At 55.1% G+C, this 15,676-nt stretch carries 14 protein-coding genes; 6 read left to right on the top strand and 8 right to left on the bottom strand.

The annotated features are described in order from the left end of the window. Positions 1-14: 14 nt before the first annotated feature. The 7 genes from AC2FFF_RS01910 to AC2FFF_RS01880 form a co-directional block, all read right to left on the bottom strand. Positions 15-593, bottom strand: coding sequence for a holin family protein (locus tag AC2FFF_RS01910; protein ID WP_281972146.1), 579 nt, complete (start codon positions 591-593; stop codon positions 15-17). After that, entirely contained in the window at positions 584-1,195 is a 612-nt protein-coding gene (locus AC2FFF_RS01905) for a holin-associated N-acetylmuramidase (protein ID WP_281972147.1), read from the bottom strand. Before AC2FFF_RS01905 ends, AC2FFF_RS01910 begins: the two co-directional genes overlap by 10 nt. Before the next feature lie 121 nt (positions 1,196-1,316). Beyond that, entirely contained in the window at positions 1,317-1,763 is a 447-nt protein-coding gene (gene ccmE, locus AC2FFF_RS01900) for a cytochrome c maturation protein CcmE (protein ID WP_281972148.1), read from the bottom strand. A 7-nt stretch (positions 1,764-1,770) separates the two neighbouring features. After that, a complete protein-coding gene (gene argC / locus AC2FFF_RS01895) occupies positions 1,771-2,799 on the bottom strand; it encodes an N-acetyl-gamma-glutamyl-phosphate reductase (protein WP_281972149.1) in 1,029 nt (342 codons plus the stop codon). Between the two features lie 94 nt (positions 2,800-2,893). Beyond that, positions 2,894-3,703: a glutamate racemase gene (murI, locus tag AC2FFF_RS01890; protein ID WP_271946944.1), complete on the bottom strand. Its 810-nt coding sequence runs from the start codon at positions 3,701-3,703 to the stop codon at positions 2,894-2,896. A gap of 8 nt (positions 3,704-3,711) precedes the next feature. Beyond that, positions 3,712-4,590: a lysophospholipid acyltransferase family protein gene (locus tag AC2FFF_RS01885; protein WP_496882817.1), complete on the bottom strand. Its 879-nt coding sequence runs from the start codon at positions 4,588-4,590 to the stop codon at positions 3,712-3,714. A gap of 78 nt (positions 4,591-4,668) precedes the next feature. Continuing rightward, positions 4,669-8,088, bottom strand: coding sequence for an indolepyruvate ferredoxin oxidoreductase family protein (locus tag AC2FFF_RS01880; RefSeq protein WP_271946938.1), 3,420 nt, complete (start codon positions 8,086-8,088; stop codon positions 4,669-4,671). A 169-nt stretch (positions 8,089-8,257) separates the two neighbouring features. Between AC2FFF_RS01880 and AC2FFF_RS01875 the strand changes: the two genes are divergently transcribed. The 6 genes from AC2FFF_RS01875 to grxD all read left to right on the top strand — a co-directional run bounded on the left by AC2FFF_RS01875 (position 8,258) and on the right by grxD (position 15,332). Further along, the gene (locus AC2FFF_RS01875) at positions 8,258-9,163 is read left to right on the top strand and encodes a LysR family transcriptional regulator (RefSeq protein ID WP_142633997.1); all 906 of its coding nucleotides are present in this window, start codon (positions 8,258-8,260) and stop codon (positions 9,161-9,163) included. A gap of 277 nt (positions 9,164-9,440) precedes the next feature. Then, positions 9,441-11,690, top strand: coding sequence for a mechanosensitive ion channel family protein (locus tag AC2FFF_RS01870; protein WP_271946936.1), 2,250 nt, complete (start codon positions 9,441-9,443; stop codon positions 11,688-11,690). A gap of 233 nt (positions 11,691-11,923) precedes the next feature. Next, positions 11,924-14,083, top strand: coding sequence for a phosphoribosylformylglycinamidine synthase subunit PurL (gene purL, locus AC2FFF_RS01865; RefSeq protein ID WP_142635129.1), 2,160 nt, complete (start codon positions 11,924-11,926; stop codon positions 14,081-14,083). A gap of 134 nt (positions 14,084-14,217) precedes the next feature. Continuing rightward, positions 14,218-14,454 (top strand): BolA/IbaG family iron-sulfur metabolism protein, encoded by a 237-nt coding sequence (locus AC2FFF_RS01860; RefSeq protein ID WP_142634001.1) that lies wholly within the window; start codon positions 14,218-14,220, stop codon positions 14,452-14,454. A 238-nt stretch (positions 14,455-14,692) separates the two neighbouring features. Beyond that, complete coding sequence (locus tag AC2FFF_RS01855) at positions 14,693-14,968, top strand: hypothetical protein (RefSeq protein ID WP_281972150.1); 276 nt, start codon at positions 14,693-14,695, stop codon at positions 14,966-14,968. A gap of 1 nt (position 14,969) precedes the next feature. Next, entirely contained in the window at positions 14,970-15,332 is a 363-nt protein-coding gene (gene grxD, locus AC2FFF_RS01850) for a Grx4 family monothiol glutaredoxin (RefSeq protein ID WP_281972151.1), read from the top strand. Here grxD and AC2FFF_RS01845 read toward each other — a convergent pair whose 3' ends face one another. Next, the gene (locus AC2FFF_RS01845; RefSeq protein WP_271946931.1) at positions 15,333-15,650 is read right to left on the bottom strand and encodes an MliC family protein; all 318 of its coding nucleotides are present in this window, start codon (positions 15,648-15,650) and stop codon (positions 15,333-15,335) included. Positions 15,651-15,676 lie beyond the last annotated feature (26 nt).

Genomic DNA, 15,676 nt, shown 5'->3' with positions numbered 1-15,676 from the left:
CATAGTGTCGCGGGTCAGGCGGACCGACCCCGCCGCCAATCCTCGAGCGCAGGGTTGAAATCGGGTTTTAGGACCTCATCGGCCAAGCCTGCATCTGTCCCAGTATCAGCGACCCCAATCAAACGTTCCCGCATCTCTGCCAGTGTTTCGATGTTTTCCATAACTTTCGGAGTACGTGTCATCGTTGCCGAAATTTCACGCTGCAGATCCTGCACTTTGGTCTGGTGTCTTGCGCCGAAATAGAACGAGACGACCACGCCCAACAACCACCACAAGGGCTCAGGTACCAACGCAATCCCCTGCATCCGAGCGGCAAACCAAAGCGGATCGACCATAGCGGCGATAAACAGCCCCAATGTTCCCAAGGCCATGGCGGGGCGCGGCAGCCGGTTGAGCCCATCCATAAAACGGTCAAATGCACTTTTTTGAACCCGCTCGAACTCTGCCCTATACTGTTCCAGTACTCCCTGTTGTCGCGTCAGGTCGCGTTTAGCGCCCTGCTCAGCATTTTCACGAAAGACTTCGGTTGTTTCACGCACGACATTCCGACCCTCGCCAAACAAGAACGCAAATATTCCCGAGATCAGCCCCATTCAGAAACCCTCCTTTGAAACTCTGCGTCGCTAAGATGATAGGTCGGTGACAGGAATTCCTCGGCGCGTCGTATCCAGCCACCTTTTGCCCCAGACCGGGACCGAGCATATTTGCGAGAGGTTGGACGCCGTTCCGCTATCCGGAAATAATAGTTTCTCCTGGCAACGCCATAAGCATCCCGCAGCGCGACAGGGTCCGGTTCAGACGCAGCACTGCAAGCCTGCGCCGTCTGCGGGCCCACAACGCCATCTACGACGACATGATACCCCATTTCACGCAGCAAATATTGCATAATTTTAACAGCTTGAACGCCTGAATTCACGTACATGTCGAAAACAGATGGCTGCAGAATGTTAGGCAGTAGGTGTAATCGCGGTTTTGAGAAATAGTGGCGGATAAAGATTTCAACGGCCTGCGACCGGCTCAGCCGCCTTACATCGGATACATCAACCATCCCGTCCTGCGTCAGGTCCAGTTGCAATCTGCGCATGGTATGGACTGTTACGCCGAATTTTGTCGCTCCACCCGGATCGTCGGGGTCATCGACAAAACCACCTTCACGCGTAACTATCTGTTCCGCGATCTGCCGAACCGTCTGCATGTACTGTTCTCCAACTTGGGACAGACAGACGCTCGGACAATTCTGTTAATACAGCTAAAATAGAAAGGGCGCTGCATGTCGATCCACGCAACGCCCGAATTCCGATCTCAAAGCCTATGGCTCAGCTCTCGCCGGCCTCCTTGTAAATACCTTGTTCTTTCAACGCGTCCACAACCTCTTTTGGCATATAGGTCTCATCGTGTTTCGCAAGAATTTCTGAGGCTTCAAAGACTCCGTTTACGTAGCTTCCGGTACCAATCATACCCTGGTTTTCCGAGAACAAATCAGGCAAAACCCCAGTAAACGTGACCGGCACACTTTCGCCACCGTCCGTCACCACGAAACGCACGGTTTCCCCTTGCCCCCGCACGATCGAACCCTCTTCGACAAGACCACCGATCCGGAATATTTCAGTCGGTTTTGGTGGCTCTGCCATTACTTCACTGGGTGAGCGGAAGAAATTGATGCCGTCCTGCATAGCGTATCCGATCAACGCCGTAGACACTGCCAAAGCAACGATTGACAGAAGGATGATCTGAACGCGACGACGTTTCTTGAGCGTTTTCATTTGTTCCTCATGGGAAAAGTGGGGCCATCATCAGACCCGCAGTTTCAGCTTCACCTAACATCAGGTTAGCGTTCTGCAAGGCTTGGCCACTGCTACCTTTTGTCAGGTTATCCAGTGCTCCGATCACAATGGCGCGCCTCTCGATCCGGTCGCTGGCCACGCCGATATGGCAGAAATTTGAGCCGCGCACATGGTGGGTCGAGGGTGTTTCGCCAAATGGCAGCATCTGGATAAATGGTTCGCTTTCATAGGTTTTCACAAGCGCTTCATAAACGCTCGTGGGGTCACCTTTGACATATGTAGTCGCTAGGATACCCCGGTTTGCCGGAACCAGATGCGGAGTGAACTGAACATGGACCGGGCGCCCTGCAAGGGCAGAAAATTCTTGATCGAATTCCCCCAAATGCCGATGCGTACCGCCAACAGCATATGCGTTATACCCTTCGCTAAGTTCGGCATGCAGCAGGTTTTCTTTCAGCGACCGCCCGGCACCAGACACCGCGCATTTGAGGTCCAGAATGATGTCATCCAGATCAATGACACCAGCCGAAATCAAGGGGCGCAAAACATATTGTCCGGTGGCGGCGTTGCAGCCTGTTCCGGCAACCAAGCGGGCCGTGCGAATTTGATTGCGATAAAACTCGGTCAGGCCGTAAACGGCCTCCTCCTGCTGCTCCAAAGCCGCATGAGGGTTGCCATACCATTTTTCATATTCCTCAGGGTCGCGTAGCCGGAAATCGGCGGACAGGTCGATGATTTTAAGGTCCTTCGGCAGATCGCGGATAACTTCCTGGCTGGTTTTATGTGGCAGCGCGCAAAAGCACAGGTCGATCCCTGAAAAGTCGATTTCCGAAATCTTGCAAAGAACCGGTAATTCCAGGTGCCGCAAATGTGGAAATACCTGCGCCATCGGCTGTCCGGCTTTCCGCTCGGCAGAAAGTGCAGCGATTTCCATATTCGGATGCTCGGCGATCAACCGAACCAGTTCAGCGCCGGTATAACCCGAAGCGCCCAGAATTGCGATTTTGTGGGTCATCTTGGACCTCTTGAAACTGTATGCCACTGTTCATGCCCGTCACTGTGACGGTCATGGGATTACGGGTTCTTTCAGGCCGCGTCTTTGACCAAAGTCAGACAGCCTCGAAAGTAATTTGTCGTCGGAGGAACTGGGTGGCGCGATCACTGACAACGCCTGGCTTACCAGTGGTCAGATAACCGCCCTTCGCCGCACCCTGCATGTTCGGGTGCCGCTGCAAATAGTCTGCCAGACTTTCGGCAACCAGATCACCCTGGCTGAACACCTCAACGTCGGGTCCTAAGGCCTTCTGAAACGCCTCAGCCATCAAGGGATAGTGCGTACAGCCCAGAATTGCGGCCTGAGGCTCTGGCATCTTGCGTTTCAGGGCGTCCACATGGCTTCGAACCAGCGCTTCGGCCAGGATCATGTCGCCTTCCTCGATGGCATCAACGACCCCACCGCAGGCCTGCGCCTCAACATCTACGCCAATCGCACGAAAGGCCAACTCGCGTTGAAACGCGCGACTCGATACGGTGGCCGGGGTCGCAAACAAAGCGACGTGTTTGACCGCGACTTCACGCGGCGGGCTGTTGTCACCCCATTGCCGCTCAGTCAGCGCTTCGATCAATGGAACAAAAACGCCCAAGACGCGCTTGCCTTGAGGCACGCCCTCTTCCTGCATCCGCCGCAAAGCAGCAGCGCTGGCCGTATTGCAGGCCAGAATCACCAGATCACATCCCCGGTTCCAGAGGTCGTTCACCGCACCCCGGGTCAGCTCATAGATATTCTCTACATCACGCACCCCGTAAGGCGCATGTGCGCTGTCCGCGTAATACAGGAAATCAACGTCGGGAAGACGTTTCTGCGCGGCGTTCAGAACGGTCAGACCGCCCAAACCAGAATCAAAAATGCCTACTGCCATTTGCCCCTTTAGGCGCGATGCCGTTCCTCAAATTCATAGCCATTGTCATAAGACTTTAGTGGCTTTGGAGACAGCTCATACGTTGCTTTGCGCAAGAAATCCATCATCTTGCGCGTATCCTTGGCCAACGGGTCCAGAACGTCGCGGCCGATGGGCTCTCCGATCACCACCTGGACCGGGGTATCAACGCGTTTTTTGAATTCCTTGATTAGCAATCCCATGCGCAATGTATTGTGCAGATGGCTGGCGATCTGAAACAGGCGTGAGGTATGACCGTCAAAAAAGACCGGCACAACTGTCGCGTCTGATTTGGCAACCATCCGCGCTGTGAAGCCACGCCAGCCCGGGTCCATCGGGTACGAGAAAGGCTTTGCCCCTGTGCTGACGGTACCGCCGGGAAATATGCCAATCGCGCCGCCCTCGCCCAGATAGTTCAAAGCTTTCTTGCGGGTCTCGAGGTTCTGCTTCATCGCAGCTTTTGTATCGTCGAATGAAATCGGCAGAACGACCCGATTCAGATCCTCTGCCTTACGAAACACATGGTTGGCCAGAATGCGAAAATCCCCACGCGTACTGGACAACATGTGCCCCATCATCAACCCATCCAGAATTCCATATGGGTGATTGGCAATCAGAATCAGAGGGCCATCACGGGGAATATTAGACAATGACCCGCCAACCACATCCAGAGACAAACCGTATCTCTCAACCATGACCGACCAGAAATCTCGCCCGTTGGCCACGTCTTTTTCGTACCCATCAGCACGCCTGATAAGGCGCAGGCGGCCTGTGGTGTTCTCCATAAGCTTGATGACCATCCGTCCGCTTTTGGTTTCAGCGGAATAGGCATAAGAAATGTCACGTGCAACATGGCGTCGCGAGGGCATGGAAGTCTCCGGTTTTGTACCTGCATTTTAGATGCAAGTAACAATTTTGCCTAGCTGTCGTGACACGGTTGTGACGAATTACTCGGCGGCGGCCTGTAATTCAGGTCCTCCGTTCCGTATCGTGGTCAACAATTCCTCTCTGCGTTTGGCGGCGCTCGCCTCATTCGCCTTAAGGACGGGTCCAAAACCTTTGATATCCAAGGGCAACTTAGCGAGCGCAATTACGGCATCCTTTGTTTGGATGGAAATCAGCGGAGTGATCTCTCTGAGATCACGCTCATATTGCTTGATCAGCGCGCGCTCCATTCGACGTTCGACACTATAGCCAAAGATATCCAGCGGAGTACCTCGAAGAGCTTTTAGCCGAGACATGAATTTCAGCGGCTTCAGCATCCATTCGCCGAAACTCCGTTTGCGGGGTCGGCCATCTGGTCCTTTGCCACCAAGCAGCGGTGGGGCAAGGTGGAAAGTCATTTTGAATTCGCCATCAAATTCGGCGGCGGCTTTCTCCCGACTGGACAGTAACAACCGGGCCACTTCGTATTCGTCCTTGTAAGACAACAGCTTATGATACCCTTTTGCGACAGCATCACGAATTTCTGCATCCTCAAACGAGTCAACGATTTTGCGGTAGCGTTTCGCCAAACGAGCGCTTTGATACTGGGTCAGATGATCGGCGCGGAACGCGATGACCTGCTCTGGTGATTTCGGGAGGTCGGAAACACTTGGCCGTAGAATCTCATCGACTTTTTCCGGGTGTAAAACCGCCCAACGACCGATCTCAAAGGCTCTTTTGTTGCGTTCTACCGCCGTTCCGTTCAGATCAATGGCTGCAATCACCGCATCGAGGCTGACGGGTATCAGCCCGCGCTGCCATGCGGCCCCAAAAACCATCATGTTCGAATAGATTGAGTCTCCCATCACTGCGCGCGCAAGCTCAGTGGCATCAAACAGGGAAACGTCTTCTTTCAATCGTGCTTGCAGCGCCAGTTCCAGCCTCTCACCAGGAATCCTAAACTTAGTGTCGCGCGTGAAATCACCGGTAACGGTTTCGTGGCTGTTGACCACCGCTCCGGTCTGACCCAAGCGTGTCAGGCCAAGTGTTTTGGCCCCGGCGGAAACAACCAAATCACCACCGATCAATGTGTCGGCTTCACCCGTTGCCACACGTATTGCACTGATATCATCTGGCCGGTTGGCTATACGGCAATGAATATGAACCGCACCGCCTTTCTGAGCCAAGCCTGCCATCTCCATCATTCCGGCGCCTTTGCCGTCAATCTGGGCCGCCTGTGCCAGGATCGCCCCGAGCGTGACAACTCCGGTCCCACCGATGCCGGTAATGACAACATTATGTGTGCCCATGATTTCAGGCAGCTCGGGCATCGGAAGATCGGGCAGATCAAGTTCGGTCGTCGCTTCTTTGCGAATCTTCGCGCCTTCCAGCGTTACAAAGGAGGGGCAGAACCCACTCAGACACGAAAAATCCTTGTTACAGCTCGATTGGTCAATCGCGCGCTTCCGGCCAAGTTCGGTTTCCTTGGGAACAATCGAAACACAGTTCGATTGGATGCCGCAGTCACCGCAGCCCTCACAGACATCCGTATTGATAAAGACCCTTTTGTCCGGGTCGGGAAAGGTTCCGCGTTTACGGCGACGGCGTTTCTCAGCGGCACAGGTCTGGACATAGACGATGACCGAGACGCCCTCATAGGTGCGGAATTTCTCTTGCACAGTCATCAGTTCGGCACGCTCAAAGCTCTCTACCCCTGCGGGTAAGGCTTTGAAGTTTACATCTTCTTTTTCGTCATAGACCAGCGCGACATGTGTGACGCCCATAGCCTTGACCTCGGCCGCGATCCTTTCGGCGGTCAGATCACCCTCATTGCCCTGCCCGCCCGTCATTGCGACTGCATCGTTGAACAGAATCTTGAAGGTGATGTTCGTACCCGCCGACAAAGCTGCCCGGATCGCCTGAACACCGGAATGGTTATAGGTGCCGTCTCCGAGGTTCTGGAACACATGATTGGTGGTCGAGAACGGCTCTTCCCCGATCCAGTTTGCCCCTTCGCCACCCATCTGAGTAAAGCCAAATGTGCTTCGATCCATCCACTGAACCATGTAATGGCATCCGATGCCCGCATAGGCCCGGCTTCCGTCTGGTACCTTGGTCGAACTGTTATGCGGGCATCCAGAACAGAAATACGGAAGGCGCGAGGCTATTTCCTCGGCATTGTCCGCCCGGCGCGCTTCGGTCAGCTTGGTCAAACCTGCGCGGACCCCGTCGGTATCGCGGCCTTCTTCAATCAGAATACCGCCCAGTTTTTCAGCGATCATGTTCGGATCAAGGGCACCGCGGGTGGGAAACAGCTCTTCCCGGTGCAGCGTCCCAGCACCGCCCTTGTACCAGCCATAGACTCGTCGACCACGGCGGTCGTCAAAGATCGCTTCTTTGACCTGAACCTCGATCAGTTTACGTTTTTCCTCAACGATTACAATCAGGTCCAAACCTTCTGCCCAGTCATGAAATCCGGACATATCCAGAGGGAACGTCTGTCCGACCTTATAGGTCGTGATGCCAAGGCGCTCGGCCTCGGCCTCATCAATATTCAACAAGGAAAGCGCGTGGGTAAGGTCCAGCCAGTTCTTGCCAGCGGCCACCAGACCTATCTTTGCGCCGGGTTTGCCCCAGACACGTTTGTCCATCCGGTTGGCCCGTGAAAACGTTTCAGCCGCAAAACGCTTGTAATCAATAATGCGCTCTTCCTGCAGATGAGGCGTATCGCCAAGCCGGATGTTCAGCCCTCCTTCGGGCATATCAAACTCGGGCACCAAGACTTTCATGCGATCAGGGTTGCCATCAACGACCGAGGTCACCTCGATCGTGTCCTTCATGGTCTTGAGGCCGACCCAGACACCGGCGAACCGACTGAGCGCGAATCCGTAAACGCCGTAGTCGAGTATCTCCTGTACTCCGGCCGGGCTGACCACTGGCATGTACATATCAACCAGCGACCACTCGGACTGATGCAGAACGGTCGAGCTTTCGCCCGTGTGATCATCCCCCATGGCCATCAGAACGCCACCATGTGCCGCCGTCCCTGCCATATTGGCATGGCGCATCACGTCGCCTGACCGATCTACACCAGGTCCTTTTCCGTACCACAGACCAAAGACGCCATCGAACTTGCCGTCACCCCTTAACCCGGCCTGCTGACTGCCCCAAAGCGCGGTTGCCGCAAGATCCTCGTTCAGACCGTATTGAAAAGTGACATCGCTTTCTGTCAGCTGTTTCTGCGCGCGCATCATCTGCTGGTCGACCGCTCCAAGAGGCGATCCGCGGTATCCCGTCACCAATCCCGCAGTGTTCAGACCCGATTTCGTGTCGCGCGCCTTTTGCATCAGCATAAGGCGCACAAGCGCCTGAGTGCCGTTCAATAGAACCGTGTTTTTGCTTAAGTCGAAACGGTCGTTCAAAGAAATTTGTGGCTTACTCATCAAACGCCTCCCCTCGTCAGATCAGTGTGCTTCATCTGCTTCCATATTAGGTCATAATAACTGACCTGCCTAGAGCTTATCCTCTGAAACGCAAGGATTTCGCCGTTTGAATGTGGAAGTTGTCACCTATTTCATATAGGCGTTCGGCAGGATAACGAAAGTTGCGGCGATGGATTGGGACAAGCTTAGGATATTTCACGCGGTTGCAGATGCGGGCAGCCTGACACATGCAGGCGATAAGCTGAACCTATCTCAATCGGCAGTCAGCAGACAAATTCGGGCATTGGAAGAGTCACTTGATTCGACGTTGTTCCATCGTCACGCCCGCGGTCTGATTCTGACCGAACAGGGTGAGCTGCTGTTCGACGCCACCTCGGCAATGTCCAAGCGACTGGACGCGGCAGCGGCGCGCATACGAGACAGCGAAGAAGAAGTCTTTGGTGTGCTGCGGGTCACAACCACATTTGGCTTTGGGACCCTATGGCTCGCTCCGAGGTTGCCAAAGCTGTATGAACAATACCCGGACCTAAATATCGACCTCATGCTTGAGGAACGCGTTCTTGACCTGCCAATGCGCGAGGCCGATGTCGCCATCCGTATGAAAGAGCCTAGCCAGGCTGATCTGGTGCGCAAGCGCCTGATGACAGTACAGATGCTGCTTTATGCTACCCCGGAATATCTAAAGGAAAGCGGTCAACCTGCCTCCCTCGAAGAAATCTCGAGCCATCGACTTATCTGTCAGACCCCCTCAGCCCCCCAAGTAGGGGCCAGTGCGGCAATGGTACGGCATCTGATGACCTATAACCCGGCGTCGTTGCTGACAGTGAACAACTATTTCGGTGTCTTACAGGGCGTACTGCACAATCTGGGAATTGGCTTGCTGCCCGATTATGTCACGCATGATTTCCCGCATCTGCTGCCGGTACTTTCAGACATCGAAACGGCTGACGTTCCTGTTTATCTCGCCTACCCCGAAGAACTACGCCATTCCAAACGCGTGGCAGCCTTCCGCGATTTTGTGCAGGACGAGATCATCGCGCAGCGTAAACACCTGAAGAAAATGGGGAAACTATAGCTATGCGTCAACGTCATAGCGGACATGACGGACTATCACACTGAAACGCCTTGATCGTTATCAAACTGATGCCTAAATGAGCACTCGAAGGCGGTGATGCTGTAACGCTCATCATCTTCATACCTCCCTGTTGGACTACGGCCGAGCTTAGTGCTCGGCCTTTTTTTTGGTCCTGGCTTAATCGGTGACACCGAACAGCCGAAAACTGCTGGGAAATTTCCACCTCCGCGCCTATGATCCCGTAAAAGATCAAAAATTCGTGTTCGAGGGAAAATTCATGCACCATCCACTCCGCCTATTACTGGCGTTGATTTCCGCCATTCTTCTTGCGGTACCAGTACACGCACAAGACAGTGGGACCGCGTCGTCTACGGTCACAATTCCAGAGGACCTGACGCCCGATCAGGTTGATGGCTTGGTGGCACGTATGTCCGACGATCAGGTTCGCGCCATTTTGTTGGAACGGCTCGACGCGGTTGCAGAAAAGCAGGCGGCAGCAAACGAAAACCATGAAGATCCGCTTACCGAAATCAGTGAAATCTGGGCCGAGATGGTTACCTCTTGGACGCAGGTTTTGACCACATTGCCAAATATCGTCAGCGCCCAGGTTGAAGCGTTCAGCAATTTCTCAGCGAAATTCGGATCTACCGGGGTGTTTGGCCTGTTTGGGTTGATCCTAGCAGTTCTGGTGGCCGGATACGCTGCTGAGAAATTGTTTGGGTTTCTCACCCGCAAATGGCACGAAGAGCCCGATGGGAATTCTGATGCCGATCTTTGGAGCGCGGTACGTTACTTGTTCCGCCGATTCTGCCGGGAAATCGCAGGACTTGTTGTGTTCTATGTTGTTATCCGGGCGATTGGACGGGGCTTGCTGACGACAGAACAGCTTACCTATGCCGCCCCATTCGTTTTCTACCTGATTTGGATTCCGCGTCTGGGCGCAGCCGCCTCACGCTTTGTGCTGGCGCCCAAAAAGCCACATTACCGGTTGGTCAACATAGACGATCATTGGGCCAAATATCTGCATCGCAACCTGATTGGCCTTCTTCTATTGATCGGCCTCACGCTCTTTATCGTACGGTTCAACTTGCTTAACGGTATCACCCCGGCCGATACGCGTATCGGTTTCTGGCTGAACGCTGGCATCCATATATACATTGGGATCATCGCTTGGACCGCGCGCGAAGGGTTGTCTCAGATGATGTTGGGCACGGATCCGGACCACACCAAATTCGATGAAAAGGTCGCTCATTACTATCCCTACTTCGCTATCGGCGTTTCGGTGGTGATATGGTTCCTGGTCGAATTCCTGATCGCACAGCGTGATCCCAGAACACTTGCCCTGCTTGGCAAAGGGCCACATTTCACGACGATGTTCTGGCTGCTGATCGCACCAGCGCTTGATACGCTGATCCGTGGCCTAGTGCGCCATCTTCAACCCCCAATGTTGGGCGACGGACCATTGGCCGAACGCGCCTATAAATCAGCCAAGCGCAGCTATATCCGGATTGGTCGCGTGCTGGCCGGCCTGTTTGTGGTCTTTATGATCGCGCGGGTCTGGCAGCTTGATCTTCGACACGTCGCCTCTGCCGGGATCGGAACCGACGTTGGCGGTACGGTAATCGAATTCCTGATGATCATCGCTGTCGGATACATCTTGAACGAGGTCGTCTCACTATGGATCAACCGTCGTCTTGCCAAGGAACAGACAACGGCAGAAGAGCTGGATGAAGAGGCCGGTGGCGAGGGTGGCGGCGCAGGCGGTTCACGTCTGGCGACGGTTCTTCCCTTGCTGCGGATCACGGCGCAAGTCACGATTGCGGTCATCTTCGGCCTGCTCGCATTGGGCGCGCTGGGCATCAACATCACCCCACTTCTGGCAGGTGCTGGTGTCCTTGGTCTTGCGATCGGTTTCGGCGCTCAGAAGCTGGTGGCAGATATCGTCGGCGGTGTCTTCTTCCTTATCGACGATGCGTTTCGCGTGGGTGAATATGTCGATGTCGGCGGCACCATGGGCACCGTCGAGAAAATCTCGATCCGTTCGATGCAGCTCCGCCATCACCGTGGGCCCGTTCACACGATCCCCTATGGCGAGATTCAAAAGCTGACCAATTTCAGCCGTGACTGGGTGATCATGAAGCTAAAGTTCACCGTGCCGTTTGACACTGATCCCAACAAGGTCAAGAAGATCTTCAAGAAGATCGGCGCCGAGATGATGGCGGACGAAACCCACAAAGAAGGCTTCTTGCAGCCCTTCAAATCGCAAGGTGTTTTCGACTTTGACGATGTTGGCATGATCATCCGCGGCAAGTTCATGGCCAAGCCGGGCAAGCAGTTCACGCTTCGCAAGGAAATCTTCAACCGGGTGAAGGCCGAGTTCAATGCCAATGGCATCGACTTTGCCCGCCGCGAAGTTCGCGTAGCAATTCCTGGTCTGGAAGAGGCCGAGAACCTTACCGAACAACAAAAAGCTGCTGTTGGGGCCGCTGCGGCGGACTCGATCAACAAGGGAGAAACCCCAGCTTAAAGACCAGATACAGACGCCACGCGGCTTTTGGGCCGTCTGGCAGGAAATACTATAGACGGAACCGGCCACTGGCGCGGTTCCGTTTTTTTTCTGGGTACACAAAGCGCAGAAAAGCTCGAAATTGGCATATGCCGGTTACGTTATTCGACCCTGCGCTGACTTGGCCCTTCCCACAGACGCGCCCTTGCCCTACAAGGCCCGCAATCTCGGCCACCATGGATACAGGACAAACGATGCAAGAGCCCGCCATCACACCGGATCTGATTGCCGCGCACGGGTTGAAACCCGAAGAATACGAGATGATCCTGGAGATTATCGGGCGCGAGCCAACCTTTACCGAGTTGGGCATTTTCTCGGCCATGTGGAACGAGCATTGTTCCTACAAATCTTCTAAGAAATGGCTGCGCACCCTGCCCACCTCTGGACCCCAGGTGATCTGCGGACCGGGTGAAAATGCAGGTGTGGTCGATATCGGCGATGGTCAGGCCGTGGTCTTCAAGATGGAAAGCCACAACCATCCGTCTTACATCGAACCCTATCAAGGTGCGGCCACAGGTGTTGGAGGTATCCTGCGCGACGTTTTCACCATGGGTGCGCGCCCAATCGCCTCGATGAACGCGCTGTCTTTTGGTGAACCCGGCCACCACAAGACCCGTCAGCTGGTCAATGGCGTGGTCGAAGGTATCGGTGGCTATGGCAACTGTTTCGGCGTGCCTTGCGTTGGCGGCGAAGTGCGCTTTCACCCGGCCTATAATGGCAACTGCCTTGTGAATGCCTTCGCAGCCGGGCTGGCTGACAGTGACAAGATTTTCTACTCAGCCGCATCGGGCGTCGGCATGCCGGTTGTCTATCTTGGAGCCAAGACCGGACGCGACGGCGTGGGCGGAGCCACCATGGCCAGCGCCGAATTTGACGACACGATCGAGGAAAAGCGCCCCACCGTTCAGGTTGGCGACCCGTTCACCGAAAAACGCCTGATGGAAGCGACGCTGGAGCTGATGCAAACCGGCGCAGTGATCTCGATCCAAGATATGGGCGCGGCGGGCCTGACCTGTTCCGCAGTTGAGATGGGGGACAAAGGCGGTCTGGGCGTTCGGCTTGATCTGGAAAACGTCCCCCAGCGCGAAGAGAACATGACAGCCTATGAGATGATGCTGTCGGAATCCCAAGAACGCATGTTGATGGTTCTCAAACCCGAGCTTGAGGCCGAGGCTCGCGCCGTTTTCGATAAATGGGATCTGGATTTCGCTATCGTGGGTGAAACCGTCGCCGAAGATCGCTTTCTGATCATGCATAATGGTGAGGTCAAAGCCGATCTGGTTCTATCCAAACTCTCCTCAACCGCGCCCGAATATGATCGCCCGTGGGAGCCTACACCGCAAGCAGAAGATCTGGCCGACGTGCCTCAGATCGACCCAATCGACGGTCTGCGCGCCCTGCTCGCTTCGCCCAACTATGCGGGCAAGCAATGGGTTTACGAGCAGTATGACACCATGGTTATGGCCGATTCCGTGCGTACGCCTGGTCTGGGCGCCGGCATGGTTCGTGTACACGGCACCGACAAGGTTCTTGCTTTCACCAGTGACGTGACCCCGCGCTATGTGCGAGCTAACCCTGTTGAAGGCGGCAAGCAAGCTGTTGCCGAAGCCTACCGCAACCTGACCGCCGTCGGGGCATTGCCGCTGGCGACCACTGACAACCTGAATTTTGGCAACCCGGAAAAGCCCGAGATCATGGGCCAGTTCGTCGGTGCCATCCAAGGCATTGGTAAGGCCGTCGCAGCATTGGATATGCCCATCGTGTCCGGCAACGTGTCGCTTTACAACGAAACCGACGGTCAAGCGATCCTGCCGACCCCGACAATCGGAGCGGTCGGCCTTCTGGCGCACACGGACGAGATCATAGGTAATGAGGTCCGCGACGGCCACGTGGCTCTGGTCATCGGCGAAACGCAGGGGCATCTGGGCCAATCCGCCCTTCTGGCCGAAGTGTTCAACCGCGAAGATGGCGACGCGCCGCATGTCGATCTGGACGCCGAAAAGCGCAACGGAGAGTTCATCCGCGCAAACCGAGAGATGATCAAAGCCTGCACCGATCTTGGCGATGGTGGTCTGGCATTGGCGGCCTTCGAACTGGCCGAGGCAACCGGCGTCGGCATCACGCTTGACGACGCCTCGACCGAATTCCTGTTTGGCGAGGATCAGGCCCGTTATCTGGTCGCCTGCAACTTTGACCAGGCCGAAGCCCTGATGATTGCCGCAGGTCAGGCTGGCGTTCCACTGGTATCGGTCGGGCGGTTCACGGGCGACAGCGTCCGCATCGGCTCTTCTGAGGCCTTGCTTGATGAACTGACTGCCACTTTCCGCAACAGCTTCGCCGAAGCCGTCGCCTGATTTTGGGGCCTGCGCTTCTGAAAACCTGCACTTTGACAAGTGCAGGTTTTTGTCATTTCGGGGCGTTTATCTGACCCTTGCGCGCCCCGCCCCGGCGCACTACATCTTGGGAAAGACTTTCAGGAGAAACCTACATGCCGATGAGCGCCCACGAGATTGAGAACCTGCTGCGCGACGCGTTTCCCGATGCGGACATTCAGGTCGGCGGCAGCGACGGCGTACATATGTCGGCCATGGTTGTGGATGAGAGCTTTCGTGGCAAAAACCGGGTGCAACAGCAACGAGCAGTCTATGCAGCCCTCAAAGGTAAGATGGACGGCCCGGATGGCGACTTGCACGCGTTGGCGCTGACGACGAAAGTGCCTGAGTGAGCACGACTTTCTGGATTTACGGGATTTGCTCTTTGGTGACGCTGGTTGGGTGCATATTGGTTGTTCAATCAACTTCTTTACCCGGTACCAATAAGAAAGCTCGCGGAAGCGAACCCGGCCGAGGAGATCAACTAATAACTTATGGCGTGCATACGGGCGGCCCGGGCGGCGGATACACGGCTATGGCGAGGGTGACCCGATATCCGCAGCAATACGCAAAAGCCATGGCTCCAAAAAAATGAGTACATGGCTGGCTTGGATATCAGCAATCGCGGCTTTGATAGTTGCCGCCGCGCTGATCGAGGCCTATGTGAAGCGAAACAGAAAGCGTAAACTGGTCAACATGCGTCCAAACCCGGACAAAATCAGCAAGGTTGACGGCATCGAGAGATACGGGCTGAATCCGCTGGCCCTGGCGCAGGCCGAACACCGACGGCTGGAAAAGGAAGGATGGGTCGCCGCCCCATCACAGGATGAAACGACCGCCCCGGATGCGGATGACAAGGAAAAGTAACATGACCGACGTGAAAACCCAGATCGACGAGACCGTCAAAGCCAATGATGTGGTGCTATATATGAAAGGCACCAAGGAAATGCCGCAATGCGGATTCTCCTCGCGCGTGGCAGGCGTGCTGAACTACATGGGCGTAGAATTTGCTGACGTGAATGTACTGGCCGACGAAGGCTTGCGTCAGGGGATCAAGGACTATTCTGACTGGCCGACTGTTCCGCAACTCTATGTCAAAGGCGAGTTCGTAGGCGGATGCGACATCATCACCGAGATGACCCTGTCAGGTGAGCTGGACACCTTGTTTGATGACAACGGTGTCGGCTACAACAAGGAAGCCGCTGATAAAATCAGGGAAGCAAACGCCTGATCAGCGACTGACGCAATTTCCCAATAAGACCTGCTCGCTGGCGGCATCTGCACCTGTCGCCAGAAAGCTCACCGTGGCGTCCCAGCCTTTGGAGCGCAGGATGTAAGTGCCAGTTGTTCCGTCGGATTCATAGCGAATACCAGAGCCGCTCTGAGCTTGGCGCAAAGTCACCAGCTTATTGTCGACCATCATGGCTGCCGCGCTGGATCCATCCTCGGCATTGAAATAGGCAACCTCAAGAGGCACGCCGTTATCACAAGTAAATGTGACGGGCAGAATATCGATCCCAGCCCAGGAAACCTGCGCTGACACAGACATGAAAGTCGCAATAGCAATAGTACGCA

The sequence above is a fragment of the Ruegeria sp. YTSA226 genome (assembly GCF_059609905.1).
Note: the sequence above shows the minus strand (reverse complement) of the source record. Positions and strands in the feature narration are given on the sequence as shown.